The 22656-nt window shown below is 71.6% G+C and carries 15 protein-coding genes; 4 read left to right on the top strand and 11 right to left on the bottom strand.

Annotation, left to right across the window (positions count from 1 at the left end; all coding sequences use genetic code 11):
• Positions 1 to 57: 57 nt before the first annotated feature.
• From ACN26Z_RS08175 to ACN26Z_RS08160, 4 genes are all read right to left on the bottom strand, one after another.
• Entirely contained in the window at positions 58 to 2484 is a 2427-nt protein-coding gene (locus ACN26Z_RS08175; protein WP_421464571.1) for a glycoside hydrolase family 2 protein, read from the bottom strand.
• Between the two features lie 53 nt (positions 2485 to 2537).
• Positions 2538 to 3383 (bottom strand): carbohydrate ABC transporter permease, encoded by an 846-nt coding sequence (locus ACN26Z_RS08170; protein ID WP_232511055.1) that lies wholly within the window; start codon positions 3381 to 3383, stop codon positions 2538 to 2540.
• Between the two features lie 118 nt (positions 3384 to 3501).
• Positions 3502 to 4494 (bottom strand): carbohydrate ABC transporter permease, encoded by a 993-nt coding sequence (locus tag ACN26Z_RS08165; RefSeq protein ID WP_421460549.1) that lies wholly within the window; start codon positions 4492 to 4494, stop codon positions 3502 to 3504.
• Between the two features lie 85 nt (positions 4495 to 4579).
• Positions 4580 to 5857 carry an ABC transporter substrate-binding protein gene (locus ACN26Z_RS08160; RefSeq protein WP_421460548.1) on the bottom strand — a complete coding sequence of 426 codons (1278 nt, stop codon included), beginning with the start codon at positions 5855 to 5857 and terminating at the stop codon, positions 4580 to 4582.
• A gap of 384 nt (positions 5858 to 6241) precedes the next feature.
• On the opposite strand from ACN26Z_RS08160, the gene ACN26Z_RS08155 reads away from it, so the two are divergent.
• Complete coding sequence (locus ACN26Z_RS08155; protein WP_093401782.1) at positions 6242 to 7264, top strand: LacI family DNA-binding transcriptional regulator; 1023 nt, start codon at positions 6242 to 6244, stop codon at positions 7262 to 7264.
• A 19-nt stretch (positions 7265 to 7283) separates the two neighbouring features.
• On the opposite strand, the gene ACN26Z_RS08150 is transcribed toward ACN26Z_RS08155, so the two are convergent.
• Positions 7284 to 9539, bottom strand: a complete 2256-nt coding sequence (locus tag ACN26Z_RS08150) for an EAL domain-containing protein (protein ID WP_421460547.1) — start codon at positions 9537 to 9539, stop codon at positions 7284 to 7286.
• 232 nt (positions 9540 to 9771) lie between these two features.
• Here ACN26Z_RS08150 and ACN26Z_RS08145 point away from each other — a divergent pair, with 232 nt between their 5' ends.
• Entirely contained in the window at positions 9772 to 10149 is a 378-nt protein-coding gene (locus ACN26Z_RS08145; protein ID WP_210938819.1) for a PH domain-containing protein, read from the top strand.
• Here the strand turns inward: ACN26Z_RS08145 and ACN26Z_RS08140 are convergent.
• Positions 10143 to 11069, bottom strand: a complete 927-nt coding sequence (locus ACN26Z_RS08140; protein ID WP_421460546.1) for a 2-hydroxyacid dehydrogenase — start codon at positions 11067 to 11069, stop codon at positions 10143 to 10145. The genes ACN26Z_RS08145 and ACN26Z_RS08140 overlap by 7 nt on opposite strands.
• Positions 11070 to 11168: 99 nt before the next feature.
• Between ACN26Z_RS08140 and ACN26Z_RS08135 the strand changes: the two genes are divergently transcribed.
• Positions 11169 to 12332: a PQQ-dependent sugar dehydrogenase gene (locus ACN26Z_RS08135; RefSeq protein ID WP_421460545.1), complete on the top strand. Its 1164-nt coding sequence runs from the start codon at positions 11169 to 11171 to the stop codon at positions 12330 to 12332.
• 66 nt (positions 12333 to 12398) lie between these two features.
• The gene (locus ACN26Z_RS08130; protein ID WP_421460544.1) at positions 12399 to 14015 is read left to right on the top strand and encodes a metallophosphoesterase family protein; all 1617 of its coding nucleotides are present in this window, start codon (positions 12399 to 12401) and stop codon (positions 14013 to 14015) included.
• A gap of 170 nt (positions 14016 to 14185) precedes the next feature.
• Here the strand turns inward: ACN26Z_RS08130 and ACN26Z_RS08125 are convergent, their stop codons facing one another.
• The 5 genes from ACN26Z_RS08125 to ACN26Z_RS08105 all read right to left on the bottom strand — a co-directional run bounded on the left by ACN26Z_RS08125 (position 14186) and on the right by ACN26Z_RS08105 (position 22608).
• Positions 14186 to 16543: a transketolase-like TK C-terminal-containing protein gene (locus tag ACN26Z_RS08125; RefSeq protein WP_421460543.1), complete on the bottom strand. Its 2358-nt coding sequence runs from the start codon at positions 16541 to 16543 to the stop codon at positions 14186 to 14188.
• Positions 16544 to 16657: 114 nt separating this feature from the next.
• The gene (gatB, locus tag ACN26Z_RS08120) at positions 16658 to 18157 is read right to left on the bottom strand and encodes an Asp-tRNA(Asn)/Glu-tRNA(Gln) amidotransferase subunit GatB (protein ID WP_282239747.1); all 1500 of its coding nucleotides are present in this window, start codon (positions 18155 to 18157) and stop codon (positions 16658 to 16660) included.
• 13 nt (positions 18158 to 18170) lie between these two features.
• Entirely contained in the window at positions 18171 to 19646 is a 1476-nt protein-coding gene (gatA, locus tag ACN26Z_RS08115) for an Asp-tRNA(Asn)/Glu-tRNA(Gln) amidotransferase subunit GatA (protein WP_421460541.1), read from the bottom strand.
• The gene (gene gatC / locus ACN26Z_RS08110; RefSeq protein WP_088995614.1) at positions 19643 to 19948 is read right to left on the bottom strand and encodes an Asp-tRNA(Asn)/Glu-tRNA(Gln) amidotransferase subunit GatC; all 306 of its coding nucleotides are present in this window, start codon (positions 19946 to 19948) and stop codon (positions 19643 to 19645) included. Before gatC ends, gatA begins: the two co-directional genes overlap by 4 nt.
• A gap of 170 nt (positions 19949 to 20118) precedes the next feature.
• Complete coding sequence (locus ACN26Z_RS08105; protein WP_421460539.1) at positions 20119 to 22608, bottom strand: putative bifunctional diguanylate cyclase/phosphodiesterase; 2490 nt, start codon at positions 22606 to 22608, stop codon at positions 20119 to 20121.
• Positions 22609 to 22656 lie beyond the last annotated feature (48 nt).

Raw genomic sequence — 22656 nt, 5'->3', positions numbered from 1 at the left:
TAACCACCCGCTACGGCGGCGGTGAGGTCGGGAAGCGGCCCTCCGCCACCCGAGGCGTCATGAGGGTGCCCGTACCGGCAGGTCGTTGACACAGCGCAGCACCGGGCGGGCGGTGAGGGCGGTGGGGTCGAGGGGTGTCGCCGACCGCACCGTGAAGGTCGCCGCCTCGCCGGGGAGCAGGGTGACGAGCGCCGTGTCGACCTCGGCGGACGGGTCGAGGCGATCCGGGAACAGGGTCACGTCGCGCAGGATGGTGCGGGCGGTGACGCGTACCTGCTGGCCGCCGTCGGTCGGCTGCACCGTCGCGTCGAAGACCGCCGCCGGCCACCGGATGTCGCGGTCCTCGGCAAAGAACCACCAGGCTCGCTCGGCCGGGTCGTCGGTGTCGGCGACCAGCAGTTCGTCCCGGGCGTCGTCGGGCCGGGCCAGCTCCGCCGCCAGTGCCAGGGTCACCGTCTCGTACGCAGGCACTTCCAGCTCCAGGGTGGACTTCGCTTTCGGTTCCCCGGCCAGGGTGCGCCGGGTGACCGTGATCGACGCCCGCCACGGCAGCCCGCCGTCGTTGACCGCGACCAGGGCCAGCCCACCGTCGCGGGGCTGCACGGTGAGCAGCCGATCGGCGTAGGAGCGGCGCAGCGCGTACCAGAGTGGTTTGCGGCGGCCGTCGCCGTCGATGGCGGCCCACGAGGTGACCGGCCAGCAGTCGTTGAGCTGCCAGACGATGGCGCCCATGCACCGGCCCCGGTGGGAGCGGAAGTGTTCCACCCCGAGGGCGATGGCCCGGGCCTGGTTGAGCTGGGTCAGCCAGTGCCAGTCGTCGAAGTCGCGCGGCTCGGGCAGGTGCGCGTCCAGCCCTCGGCGCAGCTTACGGTCCCCGTCGGCGGCCTTCTGGTGGTGCGCCATGCCGGGTGAGTCGTGGGCGAGGGGCTCGTCGGAGAGGGCCCGGCGCAGCGTCGCGTACGCGGGCGGCCCCTGGTAGCCGAACTCGGCCACGAACCGGGGCAGGTACTCGCGGTACTTGACGTAGTCGTCGGTGTTCCACACGTCCCAGATGTGCGTGGTGCCGTACGCCGGATCGTTGGGGTGGATCTCCTCGCTGCCCGACCAGGGGCTACCCGGCCAGTACGGGCGGGTCGGGTCCAGCGTGGCGACGATGCGCGGCAGCAGGTCGAGGTAGTAGCCCCGCCCCCAGCTGCGCCCGGCCAGCGGGGCCTGCCAGTCCCAGTCGTGCCAGCCCCAGATGTTCTCGTTGTTGCCGGTCCAGAGCACCAGCGAGGGGTGCGGCGCGAGACGGATCACCTGTTCGGTGGCCTCGGCGGCCACCTCGGTGGCGAACGGCTCCTCCTCCGGGTACGCCGCGCAGGCGAAGAGGAAGTCCTGCTGCACCAGCAGTCCGCGTTCGTCGGCCAGGTCGTAGAAATCCGCCGACTCGTACCGGCCGCCGCCCCAGACCCGCAGCAGGTTGATGTTCGCCGTCTCGGCCTGGTCGAAGCGGTGGGCCAGGCGCGCGCGGGTGATCCGGTTGGGGAAGACGTCGTCGGGGATCCAGTTGACGCCCCGGACGAAGATCGGCATCTCGTTGACGTACAGCGTGAACGGGGCACCGTGCTCGTCGGGGGTGGTGTCCAGGCGTACCGACCGGAAGCCGATCCGGCGGTGCCATTCGTCGAGCGGGCCGCCGTCGGCATCGTGCAGGGTGACCGTCAGTTCGTGGCGGTGCGGCACGCCGTAGCCCCGGGGCCACCAGAGTTCCGGCCGGTGCACGGTGAGGGCCAGCACTGCGGAACGTTGCCCCGCCGGGATGGTCACCTCGGCGCGCTGGCCCGCCACCTGCGCCCGGACGGTGAGCGGCCGGTCGGTGGCCCGTTCCACCTCGACGTGCACCGCCACCCGGCCGGTGTCGCCGTCGACCGTGACAAGTGGGCGTACCGTCGCCAGTCGGGCGACCGACCAGCCGTGCAGGGCGATCTCCTGCCAGATGCCGGCGGTGACAAGCGTCGGCCCCCAGTCCCAGCCGAAGTTGCAGGCCATCTTGCGGATGAACTGGAACGGCTCCGGGTACGCGTTGGGGCGATCGCCGAGCCGGTCGCGCTGCGCCTCCGCGTACCGGTAGGCGGAGTCGAAGCGTACGACCAGGTGGTTGCCCTCGGTGCGGAGCAGCGACTCGACGTCGAAGCGGTGGCCTCGGTGCATGTTCTCGGTGTGGCCGACCTCGACGCCGTTGAGCGTGATCGTGGCGACCGTGTCCAGGCCGGCGCAGACCAGGTCGAGGCGGGCGTGGTCGCCGGCTGGCCGGTCGAAGGTGGTCTCGTACGCCCAGTCGGTGCGGCCGATCCAGGCCAGCGCGGTCTCGTTGTCGTCGAGGTACGGATCGGGGATCAACCCGGCCGCCAGCAGATCGGTGTGCACACAACCCGGCAGGGTGGCCGGCACCGTCGCCCCGTCCACCTCGGGTGGCACCTGCTGGCCGGGTACCGCCCGCATGGTCCACCCGTCGTGCAGCGTCTGCCGGATCGGACCGGTCCCCCGCGCGTCGCTCAAGACTTCACCGCGCCTTCCATGATTCCCCGGACGATCTGCCGACCGCCGATGACGAGCATGATCAACAATGGGATGGTGGCCACGAACGCGCCGGCCAGCACCCGGCGGTAGATGACGTAGTTGCCGCTGGCCAGGTCGGAGATGGCCACCATCGAGGTGGGATAGTCGGTGCCGTTGAGGGTGATCAGTGGCCACTGGAAGTCGTTCCAGGTGGCCACGAAGGTGAGCAGGCCGAGCACCGCAAGCGCCGGCCGCACCGCCGGCAACACGATGTTCCAGTAGACCCGCATGGTGGTGGCGCCGTCCACCCGGGCCGACTCGACCAGTTCGTCCGGCACCGTGTTGACGATGAACTGTCGCATGTAGAACACCCCGAAGGCGGTGACCAGGCCGGGCACTATCACCGCCAGCAGGGTGCCGTTCCAGCCCAGCTTGCCCATCACGATGTAGAGCGCGACCACGCCGAGTTGGTTGGGCACGGTCAGGGTGAGGATCACGAACAGCATCAGCGGCCTGCTGCCCCGGAACCGCAGCTTGGCGAAGGCGAATCCGGCCAACGAGCAGAAAAACAGCACCGACGCGGTGACCACGGTCGAGACGATCACGCTGTTCACCAGGGAGGCGGCGAAGTAGACATCCTGGAGGGAGAAGACCTCGTCCAGGTTGACCAGGAACTGGTCGCCCGGGACCACCACCGGCGGCAGTTGGGAGGTCGCCTCGTCGGTGCTGGTGGAGATGACGAACATCCAGTACAGCGGGAACGCCGCGAACAGCGTGCTCAGGGCCAGGAGCAGGTAGGTCCAGAAGCCGGCCGGGGTGTCCTGCGGCGCCCGGCCCAGCAGCGCGGCCCGCTTTCGTCCGCCGCGCGTCGCCGACGGTGTCGGCCGGGGTCGCTCCAGAAGGCTCACCGCGCCACCTCGCTTCGCTCGCTCATCGCGCTGAGCCGATCGATTCGCTCGCTCATTTGCGTCCCCCCGAGATGCGGTTGGTCAGCAGGGTGTTCAGGGCCGCGACCACGAGGATGATCAAGAACAGTGCCCAGGACATCGCGGCGGCGTACCCGAGATTGAGGTCCTTCCAGCCGACCTTGTAGATCAGCTGCGCCACGGTCTGCCACTCGCCGCCGGCACCGCCGGTGGCGGCCTGCGCGTTGAGGTCGAACAGCATCGGCTCGGTGAACAGTTGCAGCCCGCCGATGGTGGACAGCACCACGGTGAAGATGACCACCGGCCGGATCATCGGCACGGTGATCCGCCAGAGCTGCCGCCACGGGCCGGCGCCGTCGAGCGCCGACGCCTCGTACACGTCGCGCGGGATGGACTGCATCGCCGCCAGGTAGAGCAGGGCGTTGTAGCCGATCCACTTCCAGTTGACCATCGTGGCGATGGCGATCCAGGAGTGGAGTTTGTCGGCCCGCCAGTCGATCGGGTTCTCGGTGCCGATCCCGATCAGGCCCAGTGCCCAGTTCGCCATGCCGAGGTCGCGGGAGAAGAAGACGTTGAAGACAAGCGTCGAGGCGGTGATCGGGGTGATGTAGGGCAGCAGCGCGCCGACCCGCCACCAGGTCTGGGCCCGGAGCCGGCGGTTGAGCAGCGACGCGATGCTCAGCGCGAGCAGCAACTGCGGCACTGTGGAGAGCAGAAAGATGCCGAAGGTGTTGTAGAGGGCGTTGCCGAAATCGCCGTCGGTGAAGAGCCGGCTGAAGTTCGCGAAGCCGGCCCAGCCGGTCAGCTCCGGGTCGTCCAGCCGCCAGTGGCGTAACGCCACCACACCGTTGAAGACCATCGGGAAGAGCCCGAAGACGAAGAAGAGCAGGAAGAACGGCGCGATCATCAGGTACGGCACGTACCGCATGTCGAAGCGGTGCAGCCGGTCACGCCAGGTCATCGACCGGCCGGGGGACGGCCGGGGGCGGCGGGTGGCCGGTTCGGGGGCGGCGCGCGTGGTGGGCATGGGCGCTCCAGGGGCGACGGGGGGACTTCAGACCGGAATCGAGGTGGGCGCGGGCGCCCACGCGCCCGCGCCAGTCTCGATGGCGTTACCTGCTGGCCTTCTCGGCTTCCTTGATCGCCTCGGCCCAGGCGGCGTCCGACGTGAGCGTGCCGTTCTGCACCCGGTTGATGACGTTCTCCACGGCGACCCGGGTGGGGCCGTTCTTCTTGCCCAGGTACTGCGGGGTCAGGCCCTCGGCCATCTTCGGGAAGATCTGGCCGACCGGCGCGGAGTTGAAGAACTCGTTCTTGAAGTCGGCGATCGCGGGGTCGGCGTAGAGCGCCGGCTGCGAGGGCAGGTTCCCGACCGTCTTGAAGACCTCGATCTGCTGCGCCGGCTGGATCAGCCACTCCAGGAACTTGTACGCCTCGTCGACGTTCCTGCCCTGCTTGGGAATGGTGAGGAAGGAACCGCCCCAGTTGCCGCCACCACCAGGCACAGCGGCGATGTCCCACTTGCCCTTGGTTCCGGGGGCGGTGTTCTGGATGTGCCCGAGCATCCACGCTGGGCAGGCCAGCACCGCGAACGACCCGCTGGTGAAGCCCTTGTCCCAGTCGGCCTGGAAGCTTGTGAGGTTGGCCGACAGGCCGGCGTCGGCGGCCCGGACCGCGTAGTCGAACGCGACCCTGGGACCGCCCTCCATCCGCAGTTGCTCGTTCTCGTCGTAGAAACCGACAGGCTGCTGACCGAGGATCGGGTTGAACAGGTTCGTCGCGTTGTCGACGAACTTTTTCTTGGTCTTGGCGGTGTACTGCTGGCCGATGGTGAGGAACGCGTCCCAGGTGGGCCAGAGCGCGGAGACCTGGTCCCGCTCGGTGGGCAGGCCGGCAGCCTCGAACAGGTCGGTGCGGTAGCACATGGCCAGGCCGCCGACGTCGGTGCCGAGGCCGATCTGGGTACGGCCGTCGGCCGACAGGGACTGCTTCCACTTCCACGGCAGGTAGCTGGTCTCGTACTTGCCGGCACCGGAGTCGAGCAGGTTGACGAACTTGTCGGCCTGGCTGCGGAACTGGACCATGAAGCCCTCGTCGATGGCCGCGATGTCGGGTGCGCCCGAGCCGGCGATCAACTTCTTCTGCAGGTCCTCGTGCTGGGCGTTGTACTCGCCGGAGTTGAGGGCGATCTTGACGTTCTGGTTCTCCGCCTCGTACTTCGCCTTCAGGTCCTGGAGCCCGAAGTCGCCCCAGAAATTGATCGTCAGCGTCACCGCGCCGCCGCTGTCGCCACCGCCCTGGGTGCTGCGTCCGCTGCACGCGACGACCAGGGAGCCGACCGTCAGACCTACGGCTGCGACCCGCAGCCACCGAGGCGTAGACCGTCTCATGACCCATCCTCCGAGACCATTTGACACGTTCCAGAGATCGAGGAACGTTGACTGAACCGGATAAGTGACGTCACCGTACGGGGGTGGTCTCGGCGTGTCAACGACGGGTTAACACCGAGCCCAATCCGAAACCTCGTGCCCGTTCGGTTGCGCAGGATCGCCTTCTGGCAGGCGGTTTCACGCATCCGGGCAACGGATTCCCGAACGCGACGAGGGGGAACCGGCCAGCCGATCCCGTAGACTGAACCGCACAAGTTCGCCTGCCTGCCGGTGTCGAGCCGCCCCGTACCGCCCCTAGAGGCAGGCAGCCGGGTAGCGTGTCCCACGCCGCCCGCGCCATCGACACGGCCGGCAGGACGAACTGGTTCAGGAGGACGTACGCCGGTGAAGCGGCCCACGATCGCGGACGTCGCCCGCCGGGCGGGAGTCTCCAAGGGCGCGGTCTCGTACGCGCTGAACGGCCAGCCGGGCGTCTCCGAGGCGACCCGGCAGCGCATTCTCGCCATCGCCGCCGAGATCGGGTTCAGCCCGAGCAGCGCCGCCCGCGCGCTGTCCGGCGCGACCGCCCGCGCCATCGGCCTGATCCTCGCCCGACCGGCCCGCACCCTCGGCATCGAGCCCTTCTTCATGGAGCTGATCAGCGGCGTCGAGGCGGAGCTGTCCGCCCGGTCGTACGCGCTGACGCTCCAGGTCGTGGCCGACCAGAGCGCCGAGATCGCGGTCTACCGGCGCTGGTGGGGTGAGCGACGGGTCGACGGCGTACTCGTCTGCGACCTGCGAACCGACGACGGCCGGGTGCCGGTGCTTGAGGAACTGGGCCTGCCGGCCGTGGTGATCGGCGGGCCAACGGGCACCGGCGGGCTCCCGAGTGTCTGGTCGAACGACGCGGCGGCGCTGGTGGAGACCGTGGAGTATCTCTACGCGCTCGGCCACCGGCGGATCGCCCGGGTCGGCGGCCTACCCGAGCTGCTGCACACCGCGATCCGCACCCAGGCGTTCACCGACGCGTGCCGGCGGCTCGGCCTGGCCGACGCGGTCACCGCCCCCTCCGACTACACCGGCGAGGAGGGCGCACGAGCCACCCGGCGGCTGCTCAGTTCCCGGGTCCGCCCGACCGCGGTGATCTACGACAACGATGTGATGGCGATCGCCGGGCTGTCGGTCGCCCAGGAGATGGGGCTCGCAGTCCCCGCCGACCTGTCCATCGTGGCCTGGGACGACTCCCCGCTGTGCCGGCTGGTGCATCCGCCGCTCACCGCGCTGGGCCGGGACATCCCGGCGTACGGGGCGCATGCCGCGCGCCAGCTGCTACAGCTGATCGAGGGCGCCCCGACGGTCGGGCTGGAGGACGAGGCCCCACACCTGACCCCACGCGGCAGCACCGGTCCCGCCCCCACCAGCAAGTGAAACGGTTAAGCAGCTGCTCTCAGCGCGACGTCGACGGAAACTCCTCGAAGTACGCCTCGACCCGCTCGGCGGTAGCCGGCCGGGCCAGCTCGAAGCCCTGGCCGTACCGGCATCCGGCCCGGTGCGCCCCCTCGACCTGGTGAGCCGATTCCAGCTCTTCGGCCACCACCTCAAGGCCCAACCGTTCGGCCACGGTGACCACCACGTCCAGCAGGGGGCGGTGCGGGTCGCCGCCCGCCGTGGCCACCTCCGGCCCGACCTTGAGCAGGTCGATCGGTAGTCGCCGGAGCTGAGCGAGGGAGGCGTGCTCGGCCCGGAAGTCGTCAAGCGCGGTGCGGATGCCCATCGAGCGCAGTCCGGCCAGCCGGGCGACCACAGTCGGCAGCTCGGCGGCGACCTTCGGCTCGGCGACCTCGATCACCAGCTGGTCCGGTCCCACCCCGTACGCCTCCAACACCGCTGCCGTCCGGGGCACGAAGTCCGGTGAGGTGAGCTCCCGGGTGGTCACGTTCACCGCCATCCACAGCCGTCGGCCACCCACCGTCCAGTCGGCCAGCTGTCGACAGGCCCGGTCCAGCACCCAGACCCCCAGCTCACCCATGATGTCGAGATCCTCGGCCACCGGAAGCAGCTCCGCCGGAAACACGGTGCCCAGCACCGGGTTGCGCCACCGCAGCAGCGCCTCCGTGCCGACCGGCGCCCGATCGGCCAGGCCGAGGACGGGCTGGTAGACCAGGTCCAACTCGCCCCGGGCCACCGCGCCGGGCAGTTCCCGCTCCAGGTCCAGCCGGCGGACCAGTTGCTCCTCCAGGTAGGCGTCGTACCACTCGACCCGGTCCCGGCCGAGCTGGGCCGCGCGTCGACGGGCCAGATCCGCCTGGCGGAACAGATCCTCCGGCCGACCCCGGCCCAGCTCGGCCAGTCCGACGCTGGGTCGCGACCGCAGCACCGCCCCGGAAACCTCGTAGGGTCGGCTCAGCGCGCTGAGCAGCCGGGTACCCAGCGCGTACGCCAGCACCGGACCGGACCCGCTGACCACCGCGAGTCCACTGCCGGCCAGGTCGAACACCTCGTCCTCGTCGGCCGCCACGGCTCGGGCCCGACGGACGGCCTCGGCCGCCACGTCGTCGCGCACCAGCCGGCCGGGCAGCTCGGTGAGGTGCAGATCGATCACGAGCAGAGCGCCGGAGACCGGCTCGGGACGGGCCGCCAGCGCCCCCAGCAGGGCGACGCGACCGGTCGAGCCGCTCGACTCGGCGGGGGCCGGTGTCGGGGCGGTGGCCGCCGGCGCCTCCGACCCGGTCAGGGTGGCGGCACCGAACAACTCACGCGCCACCAGCGGCGGGATCACGGCGAGCGCGAGCAGCACCGCCGTACGGTCGGGTAGCAGGCCGACCTGCAACTGGTGGACGACGGCGAGCACCACCGCGACCGGTGGCAGCACCGCCCGTGGCCAGACCAGCGCGGTCTGCCGGGTGGGCGCGGCCTGCGCCACCTGCCGAACCCCGGCGGCGACCAGCAGCACGCCGACCACCAGGGGCGGCACGGCCAGCAGCGCCGCGCGCCCGGCGGCGGGACCGGCCGGCAGCGCGGCCAGCAGCACCAGGGCGAGAAGGGTCAACCCGGCGCCTGCGCGGCAGCGGGCGGAGCCGCCGTCGCGACCGGGCCCGGTCAGCATGGCCAACGCGTCGACGGCGAGCAGTCCCAGGACCACCGCGACCGCCAGCCGCAGCGGGGCCGGCACACCGGCGTACGGCAGCAGCAGCCAGGCGGTGAGGATCAGGCAGACACCGGGCGCGGCCTGGTCGAGTAGGCGGTGCAGGCGTCCCCGGATCGACGGCCGCGACCGATACAGGCTGAACAGGCCGCCGCCGAGCAGCGCGGTGGTGCCGGCGAGCCCGGCCGCAGCGGCCGCCGAACGGTATCCGGCGGAGGCCAGCGGTAGCACCGCCGCGGTCAGGCCAGCGGTCACCACCGCGGCATGCAGCAGGGCGGCGGCCCGACGCGGACGCGCCGCCCGACGGCGGGCCACCCGTCCGGCAGGTGGGCTGCCGTCGGGCGAGTCGGGGCCGAGGGCCAGCCGGGACAGCCGCACCCCGGCCAGTGTGGACGCGGCCGCACCGGCGAGTGCCACCACGGCGAGGGCGGGAACCGGACCGGCGGTGCCGAGGGCGATCAGCACGGCGGCGACCGCGAGCACGCAGATCTCGGGCAGGAGCGGACGGTGTGCGCTGGCCCGCAACGGGGCGGCACGGAACACAGACGCGACGGGCACGACGGTCGCCTTCGTGAGGGGGCACGGGGGCGGTGCGCGGACGACAGACATGGTCCACCGCCCACCATCGATGAACGAGTCACTCGGCGGGAAGTGACGGCCAGTCGACAGTGAGTCAGGTCACGACAACCGAGTGTCAAGATGGGCCGTGCCCGGTTCCACCCGCCGCTCGATGCCGCGCGCGACCTCGGCCCACCGCCGGCCGTCCCGGCCCGGGTGGGATCATCTGGTCATGCCTCGCACCGACACCGCACGATTCCGGCACAACCAGGCCATCCTGGTCGGGGCGATCGTCGCCACCATCGGCGCCCTGCCGCTGGCCAGTTCCCGCCCCTATCTGCTGCCGGTGCTGCTGGTGCCGCTGGCGGTGGCCGTCTGGGCCTGGCGGGCCGGCACCGACGCCGACGCCCGTGGACTACGGGTACGGGCGCTCGCCGGAGAGCGCCGATTCTCCTGGGAGCAGGTGGTCGAGCTGGCGGCCGATCCGCGCGGGCGGGCGGTGGCCCAGCTCGACGACGGCCGATGGTTCGTGCTCCCGGCCGTGCGTGGGGCAGACCTGCCGAGGCTGGTGGCGGCGGCCGGACGCGACGTCACCGAAGCGGATCAGTAGCCGTCCACCACCACGTTGCGCGGCGGCTCACCGGCCACGAACCGTCGGATCTGCTGGCCCACCAGGCGGTACGCCCTGGGCAACAGCCCCCGCACCGACCCGGCCACGTGCGGAGTGATCAGCACGTTCGGCAGCTCCCAGAGCGGATGGTCGGCGGGCAGCGGCTCGGGATCGGTGACGTCCAGCGCGGCGGAGATCCGTCCGGTGGCCAGCTCGGCCACCAGGGCGTCGGTCCGGGCCACCGGGCCCCGGGCGGCGTTCACCAGCAGGGCACCGTCCCGCATCGCGGCGAGGAACGGCTCGTCGACCAGCCCCCGGGTCTGCTCGGTCAACGGCACCAGCAGCACCACGACGTCGGCCTGCGGCAGTAGTCGCGGCAGCTCGTCGACACCGTGCACCCCCTGCTCGGGCCGGGCGGTCCGGGCCACCATCACGAACTCCACCTCGAACGGCGTCAGCCGCTGCCGCAACGCGGTACCGATCGACCCCGCCCCGACGATCAACACCCGTTTGCCGGCCAGCTCGTCGGTCGGGGCCACCTCGTCGTACGCCCACCGTCGCCGGGCCTGCGACCGGGCCATCGTCGGGAAGGCACGCAACTGGGAGAGAATCGCGGCGACCACCCATTCGGCGGTGGACGGATCGTGCACCCCACGGGCGTCGCAGAGCGTGACGCCGGCCGGTATCCGACCCACCCAGGCGTCCGCCCCGGCCGAGAGCAGCTGCACCACCGCCAGGTCCGGCAGCTCGTGCAGCACGGCCACCGCGTCCTCGCCCGCCAGGAAGGGCGGTACCCAGAATCGGACGCCGGCCATCGGCGAGGGCAGCTTCGCCGGATCCGCCATCGTCTCGACGGTGACCTCCGGCGGCAACTCGCCGAGCAGGGCGTGGCCGGCCTCGTGCGGGATCCATACCTTCACCCGGCCGACGATAGGCGTCGGCGCAGCCCGACCAGCCGATGGGGGGCAGCACGGCGTCGCCTTCCACGGGCCCGGCCCCGGCGGGCTACTCTGGGGCGGGTGAGCGCTCCCCCGTACCTCCGCGCCCGTCAGATTCGTGCCGCCCTCGTGGTGTCCTGCGCGACGCTGCTGCTCGTTGCCAGCGGTTGCAGCCTCGGTGACCCGGAACCCGACCCGGCCGGCGCGCCACCGAACCTGCCCAGCCCGACGATCACCGCGGACAACGGCGACCAGGAGGTTGTCGCCACCGTGCTCGCCCAGGGGCTGCGGGTGCCGTGGGGGATCGCCTTCCTACCCGACGGCGGCGCCCTGGTCACCGAACGCGACAGTGGCCGCATCGTCCAGGTCGGCCCGGAGTCGACCGCGGACGGCCTGAAGATCACCGAGGTGCAGACCATCGACGACGTGGTCGCCTCGGGTGAAGGCGGCCTGCTGGGCATCGCGGTCTCCCCGGAGTTCGCCCAGGACCGCACGGTGTTCGTCTACTACACCGCCGAACGGGACAACCGCGTGGCCCGGCTGCGACTCGGTGAGGAGCCGAAGCCGATCCTCACCGGCATCCCCAAGGCGGGCATCCACAACGGGGGCGGCCTGGCGTTCGGTCCCGACGGGCAGCTCTACGCCAGCACCGGCGACGCGGGGGACACCGACCAGTCGCAGGACGTCAAGCAGCTCGGCGGCAAGATCCTGCGGATCACGCCGGATGGGAAGCCGGCTCCCGGAAATCCCTTCCCGGACTCCCCGGTCTGGTCCCTGGGTCACCGCAACGTGCAGGGCATCGCCTGGTCCGGCGACCGGATGTACGCCGTCGAGTTCGGCCAGAACACCTGGGACGAGATCAACCAGATCACCAAGGGCAAGAACTACGGCTGGCCCGAGGTCGAGGGACGCGGCGACGACGAGCGGTACGTCGACCCGATCGTGCAGTGGTCGACCGACGAGGCGTCCTGCTCCGGCCTGGCCGCGGTGGAACGGATGCTCGCCACCGCCTGCCTGCGCGGTCAGCGGCTCTGGCTGGTCGAGCTGACCGAGACCGGCACGGTCCTCGGCCAGCCGCAGGCACTGCTGACCGAGCGGTACGGTCGGCTGCGCGGGATCGCCGCCGCGCCAGACGGTTCGCTCTGGGTCGGCACCTCCAACCACGACGGGCGGGGCCGGCCGGCGCCCGAGGACGACCGGCTGCTGCGTCTGGTCTTCGCCGGTGGCGGTGCCGGGCGCAGCTGAGTCGGTCGCCCGACGCGACATTCCAGGTTTGCCAAGATCCTTCGGCGGGCAGGTCAGAATCTCAGCATGGACGGTCAGCAGAACGACGAGCCGCGCCGCGATCGGGACGGGAAGACGCCCCCTGGTCGGCCGCGCCGTTTCCCACTGACGCGACGCTCGGCATCGCATCCCGACGGCGGGTGGCGGCTGGGCCTGCGCCGCTTCGCCGTGGCCGTGGCCATCCTGGTCGTGACGCTTGTCGGTGTGCTCGCCGGCGTGGTGGCGGGCGGGAACGTGGGCACCGACATCGGGCCGTTCCACGCTCGGCTCTCCGTGTCGCCGACGACCGACGGCGGTACCACCGTCAACATCCCGCCGCTGGGCTCGCTGCTGCTGGACAGTCACGGCGGGCCGACCCAGCTGACCGTGGAGCTGGGCGCGTTGGAGCAGAGCCGGGTCGAGGCGCTGATCGACGATCCGGCGAGCCTCAATCGGGCCACCCAGTCGGCGGTCGACGAGGTCCGGGAGGGGGTGATGCGGCTCGGGCTGCGCACTGTCGGTTCCGCCGTACTGGCCACCCTGGTGCTGGCGCTGCTGGTGTTCCGGGACACCCGACGGGCGGCCTGGGCCGGCGGGCTGGCGCTGCTGATCACGGCCGGCAGCCTGGGCACCGCCGCGGCGACCATCCGGCCCCAGTCGATCGAGGAGCCCCGGTACGAGGGACTGCTGGTCAACGCCCCGGCGATCGTCGGCGACGTGCGTAAGATCGCCGACGACTACACCCGGTACGCCGAGCAGCTCCAGCGGCTCATCGGCAACGTCACCCAGCTGTACACGACGGTGTCGGCGCTGCCGGTGTACGAGCCGGACCCGGGCACCACCCGGGTGCTGCACATCTCCGACCTGCATCTGAACCCGAGCGCCTGGCAGATCATCCGGACCGTGACCGAGCAGTTCGGCATCGACGTGGTGATCGACACCGGCGACATCACCGACTGGGGCAGCGAGCCGGAGGCGTCGTACGTCGGCTCGATCAGCCTGCTGGAGAAGCCGTACGTCTACATCCGGGGCAACCACGACTCAGGGCGTACGGCGGCGGCGGTGGCCCGCCAACCCAACGCGGTCGTGCTGGACAACACCACGACCACCGTCGCCGGGCTGACCATCGCCGGCATCGGTGACCCCCGCTTCACCCCGGACAAGAGCACCTCGCCGGCCAGCGGTGGGCTGAGCCAACCCACCGCCGACGAGTTGATCACGACGGGCGAGAAGCTCGCCACCACGATTCGCAGCTCTCCCCGACCGGTCGACATCGCGCTGGTGCACGACCCGGCCGCCGCCGGCCCGCTCTCCGGCACCTGCCCGCTGGTGCTCGCCGGGCACACCCACGACCGGCAGATCAACACGCTGCCGGAGGTGCCCGGCCAGCAGCCCACCACGCTCATGGTGCAGGGTTCCACCGGCGGTGCCGGGTTGCGTGGGCTGGAAGGCGAGGAGCCGACCCCGCTGGCGATGACGGTGCTCTACTTCGATCAGGAGAAGCGACTCCAGGCGTACGACGACATCACCGTGGGCGGCACCGGCCAGGCCCAGGTCAACCTCGAACGCACCGTCATCGCCCCTCCCCCCACCACCCCCCTGGGCGCCACCCCAACCCCAACCCCAACCCCCACCATCTCCCCCACCCCCACCCCCACCCGCTAACCCCCACCCACCCCCCACCCAGCCCCCACCCCCCGCCCCACCCCCATTCACCCCGTTGATCAAGAAGTTTTCGCCAGGGAGAGCGCTCCACCGTGAACGAAAACTTCTTGATCAACGGAGCAGAGCGGGGTGGGGTGGGGTGGGGTGGGGTGGGGCAGGGGGGTGGGTGGTTAGCGGAGGGAGAGGGCGGCTAGGGCGGCGTTGACGATGCTGCCGGGGAGGAGGTCGTGCAGGTCGTAGAGGTCGTGGACGCTGCCGGACTGGCCGAACTCGTCGACACCGAGCGGCACCGCGGGGGCACCGACCGCCGAGCCGAGCCAGGCCATGGCGTGCGAGGCGGCGTCGTGCACGGTCACCACCGGCACCCGGTCGGCGAAGGCGGACCGCAGCGCGCCCGGCACGCTCGGCACGGTCGCCGTGCGTACGCCCTGACGCAGGGTGCGCTGCCACGCCCGGTAGAGGCGATCCAGGCTGGTCACGTCCACCACGTGGGCCGCGACCCCCTCGTCGGCCAGTTCCGCCGCCGCGGCCAGCACCTCGGGCAGCACCGCCCCGGAGGCGGCCAGTTGCACAGTCGGCGCGTCGGCCAGGTGCGGGTACGCCTGGTGAGCGTCGACCAACCGGTACGCCCCGGCGAGCACCTGCCGGCGGAGTACCGCGTCACCGAGCCGGGCCCGGGCCGCCTCGAACGGCGCCTGGTCCACCGGCCGGGTGCTGAGCCGGAAGTAGTACGCCCCGTCCTCGGCCGGCACCGCCGTCGGCGCAGCCCGGGTCGTACCGGCGATGTGCCCGAACGCGTCGCAGAGCAGCCAGTCGAGGCTTGCCGCGTACGCGGGCTCGACGAATGTCACCCCGGGCAGTTCCAGGCCCACGCTCGCGGTGATGGTCGACTGGTGGGCGCCGCCCTCCGGCGCGAGAGTGACCCCGGACGGGGTGCCCGCGACGACGAAGCGGGCACCCGAGTAGGTGCCGTAGAGGAACGCGTCCAGCCCGCGCAGCACGAACGGGTCGTAGACGGTGCCGACCGGCAGCAGCGGCTGCCCGGAGAGGTCCCACGCCAGGCCGAGCTGGCCGAGCAGCAGGAACAGGTTCATCTCGGAGATGCCCAGCTCGATGTGCTGCCCCTCGGGGCTCTCCGTCCAGCGCAGCATCCGGTCCTCCGACCAGGAACGCTGGGCGGTCGGGGCGAACACGCCGGTCTTGTTGATGAACCCGGCCAGGTTTGTGGAGGTGGCCACGTCCGGCGCGGTGGTGACGAGATACTTCCCCACCTGCGGATCACGGGCCAGGTCGACAAGCACCCGACCGAAGACCTCCTGGCTGGAGATCGGCTTGTTGGCGCGTACGTTCGTGGCTTGGGGCACGGTGACCCCGAGCGCACGCTCGCGGGGCGCGCGGGACAGTGCCTCCCGGCGCTGCCCGGCCCGGATCCCGGCCGGCGACGCCGGGTCGAGCCGGTCCCACTCGGTGTCCCGGGTCAACCCCTGCGCGGCGCGCAACGCGTCGACCTGTTCGCTGGTCAGCAGGGCGGAGTGGTTGCGCGGGTTGCCGGCGATCGGCAACCCCCAACCCTTGACGGTGTACGCGAACACCACGCTCGGGCGGTCGGTCACCGCGTCGCACTGGGCGTACGCGTCGAGCAACGCCGCCAGGTCGTGCCCGCCCAGATCGGTGACGAGCGGGCCGAGATCGGCGTCCGCGACGTCGGCGATCAACTCCGCGATGCCCTCGGGGGCACCGTCCAGGAACTGCTTGCGCAGCACCGGGCCGGCCAGCCCGAACAGCGACTGGTACTGCTCGTTCGGCATGGCGTCGATCCAGTCGCGCAGCGCCGCCCCGCCCGGTCGGTCGTACGCCTCGGCGAGCCGGCGGCCGTACTTCACCTCGACGACGTGCCAGCCGGCGGCCTCGAACTGGCCGCGCCACTGGTCGATCCGCACCCCGGGGACGACCCGGTCCAGCGACTGCCGGTTGAAGTCAACCACCCACATCACGTTGCCGAGCCCGGTGGTGGCCGGGTCGGCGACGGCCTCCCAGATGTTGCCCTCGTCCAGTTCGGCGTCACCGATCAGGGCGACGAACCGGGAGTGCGGCCGCGCCCCGAAGTGGGCGTCGACGTAGCGCCGGGTCACCGCCGCGAACAGCGGCGCGGCGGCGCCGAGCCCCACCGAGCCGGTGGAGAAGTCCACCTCGTCCGGGTCCTTCGTCCGCGACGGGTACGACTGGAGGCCGCCCCGTGCCCGCAGCCGGGGCAGGTACGACCGGTCCAGGTTGCCCAGCAGGTACTGGATGGCGTGGAAGACCGGGGAGGCGTGCGGCTTGACCGCGACCCGGTCCTCGGCGTCCAGATGGGCGAACCACAGCGCGGTCATCGCGGTGACAAGCGAGGCGCTGGACGCCTGGTGCCCACCGACCTTCACCCCGTCGCCGGTACCGCGATCATGGTTCGCCGCGTCCACGATCCGAGTGGCGAGCCACAACACCCGCCGCTGGATCTCGTCGAGAACATCGAGATCACGCTGGTCCACGCTGGAACTCCATCCGGGCATCCCCATTGACGCCCATCGAGGTGACGCTGGTTGATCATTGGTTGGCGGCAAATGTTGATCTTCAAGCCGCCGCCAACCTCATGATCAACGCGATCAGGCTGAGACGCCGAGGCGCTCCAGGATCAGGGTGCGGACGGTCTGGGCGTCGGCCTGGCCCCGGGTGGTCTTCATGACCGCGCCGACCAGGGCGCCGGCCGCGGCCACCTTGCCGCTGCGGACCTTGTCGGCGATGGCCGGGTTGGCGGCGATCGCCTCGTCCACCGCCGCGGTCAGCGCGCCCGTGTCGGAGACGACCTCCAGCCTGCGATTGGTCATGATCTCGGTCGGTGAACCCTCACCGGCGACCACGCCCTCCAGCACGGTACGGGCCAGCTTGTCGTTGAGCTTGCCGGCGTCCACCAGGCCCTGAAGCTCGGCGACCTGGGCCGGGGTGGCCCCGATGTCGGCCAGCTCCACGCCCGTCTCGTTGGCCCGCCGGGACAGCTCACCCAGCCACCACTTGCGGGCCGCGGCCGGTGTCGCACCAGCCGCCACGGTGGCCTCGATCAGCTCGACCGCGCCGGCGTTGAGCACCGACTGCATGTCGAGATCGGAGAGCCCCCACGCCTGCTGAAGCCGGCGACGGTGCAGCCGGGGCAGCTCCGGCAGGGCGGCCTTCAGCTCCGCCACCCAGGCCGGGTCCGGAGCGAGGGGCACCAGGTCCGGCTCCGGGAAGTACCGGTAGTCGGTGGCGGTCTCCTTGGACCGACCCGGGGTGGTGTCCCCGGTGTCCTCGTGGAAATGCCGGGTCTCCTGGGTGATCCGGCCACCGGCGTCGAGTACGGCGGCCTGGCGCAGCATCTCCGAGCGGACCGCCCGCTCGACCGACCGCAGCGAGTTGACGTTCTTGGTCTCGGTACGCGTGCCCCACTCCTGACCGGGCAGGTTGAGTGAGGTGTTCACGTCACACCGCAGCGAGCCTTCCTCCATGCGTACGTCGGAGACGCCCAGGCTGCGGATCACGTCCCGCAGTTCGGTGACGTACGCGCGGGCCACCTCGGGCGCCAGCGCAGCGGTGCCCGGGATCGGCTTGGTGACGATCTCCACGAGCGGAATGCCGGCCCGGTTGTAGTCGACGAGCGACTCGGTCGCGCCGTGGATCCGGCCGGTGGCACCGCCGACGTGCAGCGTCTTGCCGGTGTCCTCCTCCAGGTGCACCCGCTCGATGCCGATCCGCACCGTCTCGCCGTTGACCTCGACGTCCAGGTAACCGTCGACGCAGAGTGGCTCGTCGTACTGGCTGATCTGGAAGTTCTTCGGCATGTCCGGGTAGAAGTAGTTCTTCCGGGCGAACCGGCACCAGGTCGCGATGGAGCAGTTCAGCGCCAGGCCGATCCGGATGGTCGCCTCGATCGCCGCCTTGTTCGCCACCGGCAGCGAGCCGGGCAGCCCCAGGCAGACCGGGCAGACGCGGGTGTTCGGCTCGCCGCCGAAGTCGGTCGGGCAGCCACAGAACATCTTGGTGTTCGTGCCCAGCTCGACGTGGGTCTCCAGGCCGATCACCGGCTCGTAGCGCGCGACGACCTCGTCGTACGCGGGCAGTGTCGTGGTCATCTGTGCTCCTGCCTCACAGTGCCGGTGGGGTGAACGTGCCGACGGCGCTCTCCAACGCGGCGGCGACCCGGTACATCCGGTCGTCGGCAAGCGTCGGGGCCATCACCTGAAGTCCGACCGGCAGCCCGTCGGAGAGCCCGCACGGCACCGAGATGCCCGGCCCGCCGTACAGGTTGCTCGGAATGGTGAACAGGTCGGCCAGGTACATCTGGTACGGGTCGGAGGTGCGTGCGCCGAGCGGGAAGGCGACGAACGGGGTGGTCGGCGAGATCAGCGCGTCGACCCGCTCGAACGCCGCGGTGAAGTCGCGGGTGATCAGCGTACGCACCTTCTGCGCCTGCCCGTAGTAGGCGTCGTAGTAGCCCGAGGAGAGCGCGTACGTGCCGAGCATGATGCGCCGCTTGACCTCGGGGCCGAAGCCGGCCTCCCGGGTCAGCGACATGACCTCCTCCAGCGACCGGTTGCCGTCGTCGCCGGTCCGCAACCCGAACCGGACACCGTCGAAGCGGGCCAGGTTCGAGGAGCACTCGCTGGGCGCGATCAGGTAGTACGCCGGGAGCGCGTACCGGAAGTGCGGGCAGGAGATCTCGACGATCTCCGCGCCGAGTTTGGTAAGCGTGTCGACGGCCTCGTTGAAGGCGGCCGTCACGCCCGGCTCCGCGCCCTCGCCGCCGAACTCGGTGACGATGCCCAGCCGTACGCCGCTCAGGTCGCCGGTCGCGCCGAGCTTGGCCGCGGCCACCACGTCCGGCACCGGTGCCGGGATGGAGGTGGAGTCACGCGGGTCATGCCCGCCGATCGCCGCGTGCAGCAACGCCGCGTCGAGCACGGTACGGGCGCACGGGCCGGGAGTGTCCAGCGAGGAGGAGAAGGCCACCAGCCCGTACCGGGAGGTGCCGCCGTAGGTGGGTTTCGCGCCGACGGTGCCGGTCACCGCGCCGGGCTGACGGATCGAGCCACCGGTGTCCGAACCGATCGCCAGCGGCGCCTCGTACGCGGCGAGCGCCGCCGCGCTCCCCCCGCCGGATCCACCCGGAATGCGGTCGGTGTCCCACGGGTTGCGGCTCGGCCCGTACGCCGAGTATTCCGTCGAGGAGCCCATGGCGAACTCGTCCATGTTGGTCTTGCCGAGCATCACCGTGCCGGCGGCGCGCAGCCGTTCCACGATCGTCGAGTCGTACGGCGGACGCCAGCCCTCAAGGATCTTCGACCCGACGGTGGTCGGCACGCCCTTGGTGGTGAGGACGTCCTTGACCGCGACCGGCACACCGGCCAGCGGCCCCAGTTCCTCGCCGGCCGCCCGGCGGGCGTCGATGTCGCGGGCGGCGGCGAGCGCGCCCTCGGTGTCGACGTGCAGGAAGGCGTTGACCCGGCCGTCGACCGCGGCGATCCGGTCCAGGTGGGCCTGGGTGACCTCGACGGCGGAAGCCGCGCCGGTGGCGACGAGCCCCGCGATCTGCGTCGCGGTCATTGCGGTGACGTCGGTCATGAGGCCACATCCTCGTCCAGAATCCGCGGTACGCGGAACCGCTGCTCCTCCGCGTCGGGGGCACCCGACAACGCTTCCTCAGGAGTCAGGCACGGCGTCACGACGTCCTCGCGGAGCACGTTCGTCAGTGGCACCGAGTGGGAGGTCGGCGGGATGTCCGCGGCGGCGACCTCGCCCACCTGCGCGACCGCTTGGAGGATCACGTCGAGCTGACCGGCGAAGGTGTCCAACTCCTCCTCTGTCACGGCGAGCCGCGACAGTCGCGCCAGGTGCGCGACCTCCTCGCGGGAGATGGCGGCCATCGGTGCCCCCTTCGTGGCTGTGCTGCGTCTGCCTGACCTGCGCCCACCGCTGCCGGGTACGCGACGCGCGGTGACCGCAGCGAGTCTATTGTTTCCCGCTCGGCGGGCCGTTGCCGCCTCCCCGAGCGCCGGCCCGACCGGCTGGTCCCGGCCCGACCGGCGCCGTGGGATCAGCGGGCGTGCCGGCGGGGGATCTCCGCCTCGTCGTGGCCGCCGAGTGGCCGCAGCGGACGGTACCGGGCCAGCCAGGCGACCAGTTCCTCCGCCGGCATCGGCCGGGCGTAGAACCAGCCCTGGGCGGCGTCGCAGCCGGCCGAGTGCAGCATCCGCCAGGTCCGCTCGTCCTCCACGCCCTCGGCCACCACCCGCAGCCCCAACGCCTTGGCCAGCTCGATCGTGGAGCGGACGATCGCCGCGTCGTCGGTGTCCTCGGTCATGCCGAGGACGAACGAGCGGTCGACCTTCACCTCCGACAGCGGCAGCCGGCGCAGGTGCTGAAGGCTGGAGTAGCCGGTGCCGAAGTCGTCCAGCGCGATGCCCACCCCGATCCGGTGCAGCCGGGTGATGGTGGTCAACACCCGACGCGGGTCGGCCATCAGCGCGCCCTCGGTGATCTCCAGTTGCAGTCGATCCGGCGCCACGCCGTAGCGGGCGAGCCGGTCGGCGATCTGGTCGGCGATCTCGCCGGTGTGCAGGTCCCGCACGCTGACGTTCAACGCCGCCCGCAGCCCGAGGCCGGCCGCCGACCACTTGGCGAGCTGCTCCACCACGTCGTCGACGACCCGGCGGGTGAGCAGCCGCATCACCGCGCTCTGCTCGGCGACCCGGATCAGTTCCTCCGGGTCGACCATCCCCCGGCGTGGGTGCCGCCAGCGCAGCAGGGCCTCGACCCCGACCACCTCGCCGGTGGCGATGGCGACCTGCGGCTGGTAATACATCATGATCTCGCCCGCGTCCGTTGCCGGCTCGGCACCGGAGCGGTCGTCGGCGGTCGGGACTGCGGGATCCGCTCCGTCGCCGAGCTGCGGCTGGCCACCGTCATGCGCCGCGGGCCAACCCGTGCCGTCTGCCGTCACAGCATTCGATCCCACGTCGCGGGCCGCCCGGCGCAGGGTCGGGTCCGCGCCGGTGATGATCCGGGCGATCAGCTCGTCGTCGTGGTGCAGCACCCGGGGACGACGTCGCCGCCGGCTCCACCATCGGATGCCGACCGGCTCCTCCGACGGCCCGGAGGTGGGCAGCACCGCGCCGTCCCCGCCGCGGACGGTGGGTCGCGGGTTGCCGGTCGCCTGGTCGACGGGGCGGCCGGCGGTCGCCTCGGCCGGCGCGGACCCGTCGGCTCGACCCGAGGCACCGACCTCCAGCACCCGGCGCAGGTCGGCCAGGAGCGCCAACCGCTCGGCGGAGTTGTGGTCGGACTCGGCGGTGTAGACGGCGACGGTGTCGTTGCGGTGCTTCGCGTCGTACATGGCGACGTCCGCGTGCCGCATCAGGGTGGCGAAGTCCTCGCCGTGATCCGGAAACAGGGCGATGCCGATGGAGCCGCCGACATCCAGCGGCAGCCCGTCCAGCGGCACCGGCTCGGCGAGGGTCTGGACGACCTGGTCGGCCAGCGAACGGGCCTCACTGACATCGGTGAGCCCGGTCATCACGATCGCGAACTCGTCGCCGCCGAGCCGGGCAACCATCTGCGGCGGCGCGACCACGTCGGTCAACCGGGCGCTCACCTCCACCAGCAGCCGGTCGCCGACCGCGTGGCCGAGCGCGTCGTTGACGTTCTTGAACCGGTCCAGGTCGATCAGGAGGAGGGCGAGGCGTGTTTCGGGCTCTCCTCGGGCGGCCCGCTCGGCGTGCCGGTGCACCTGCTCGTTGACCTCAGCCAGCAACGCCTTGCGGTTGGGTAGCCCGGTGAGCGGGTCGAGCGCGGCCAACTGGTGCTGCTCCACGGTGAGCCGGGCCATCCGGTAGACCGCGAACAGCGGCACCAGCACCAGCGGCACCAGGGCGGCGCTTGCCCTGGCGGCGGTGACCAGCACCGGCGCGAGCAGCAGCAACGACCCGGTGGAGAGCAGTTCGAAGGGCAGGCCGTGCCAGGCGTTGGGCCACCACCGCTCACCGAAGCGCAGCCGCACCGCGGTGGTGACCAACCCGTAGTTGACCGCGAACCAGGCGACCCCGGCGCCGCCGATCGCGGCGATGTCGGTCCAGCCCAGCGCCGCACCGTCGTAGATCCCGCCGGGGCCGAGCCGGGTGATCGTGTACGCCGCTGCCAGCGAGCAGGCGTACTGCCCGGCGTTGAAGGCCGTCCGCCAGGGCGCGTGCCGCATCCGGACCCCGGACACCACGACGGCGACCGCCTGCACCGCGACCGCAGGGCCGAGTCCCCAACCGAGCAGGATCGCGAACGTGAAGCAGGTCGAGGGAAAGACGGCCGAGGAGGACTGCCCCCGGCCGGGCGGCAGGAAGGGCCGGGCGTCGCAGGCCACGGCGAGCACCGCCATCGTCCAGAACGCCGCCGGCAGGTCGGGCAGGGCCGAAGCGAACGACACCAGCCCGTTCGCCGAGACGAGCAGGGCCACCACGAGTACGGCCGCGACAAACGTCGAGAACTGCGCCGTCCGCCCGGGCGGGACGAGGTTGCGCGGATCGGGCGACTCCATCACACCTCCCGGCACGAGACCGGCCCGTGGTTCCACGCGCCGTGCCCC

Source organism: Verrucosispora sp. WMMD703 (genome assembly GCF_049178935.1).
Classification (GTDB): Bacteria; Actinomycetota; Actinomycetes; order Mycobacteriales; family Micromonosporaceae; genus Micromonospora; species Micromonospora sediminimaris.
This window is presented reverse-complemented; position numbering and strand designations above follow the sequence as displayed.

Coding starts and splice junctions, on each gene's coding strand:
- ACN26Z_RS08175 (WP_421464571.1), bottom strand. CDS start 2,484: ATGCGGGCGGTACCCGGCCAGCAGGTGCCACCCGAGGTGGACGGGGCG.
- ACN26Z_RS08165 (WP_421460549.1), bottom strand. CDS start 4,494: ATGCCCACCACGCGCGCCGCCCCCGAACCGGCCACCCGCCGCCCCCGG.
- ACN26Z_RS08160 (WP_421460548.1), bottom strand. CDS start 5,857: ATGAGACGGTCTACGCCTCGGTGGCTGCGGGTCGCAGCCGTAGGTCTG.
- ACN26Z_RS08145 (WP_210938819.1), top strand. CDS start 9,772: ATGCCTCGCACCGACACCGCACGATTCCGGCACAACCAGGCCATCCTG.
- ACN26Z_RS08130 (WP_421460544.1), top strand. CDS start 12,399: ATGGACGGTCAGCAGAACGACGAGCCGCGCCGCGATCGGGACGGGAAG.
- gatB (WP_282239747.1), bottom strand. CDS start 18,157: ATGACCACGACACTGCCCGCGTACGACGAGGTCGTCGCGCGCTACGAG.
- gatA (WP_421460541.1), bottom strand. CDS start 19,646: ATGACCGACGTCACCGCAATGACCGCGACGCAGATCGCGGGGCTCGTC.
- gatC (WP_088995614.1), bottom strand. CDS start 19,948: ATGGCCGCCATCTCCCGCGAGGAGGTCGCGCACCTGGCGCGACTGTCG.
- ACN26Z_RS08105 (WP_421460539.1), bottom strand. CDS start 22,608: ATGGAGTCGCCCGATCCGCGCAACCTCGTCCCGCCCGGGCGGACGGCG.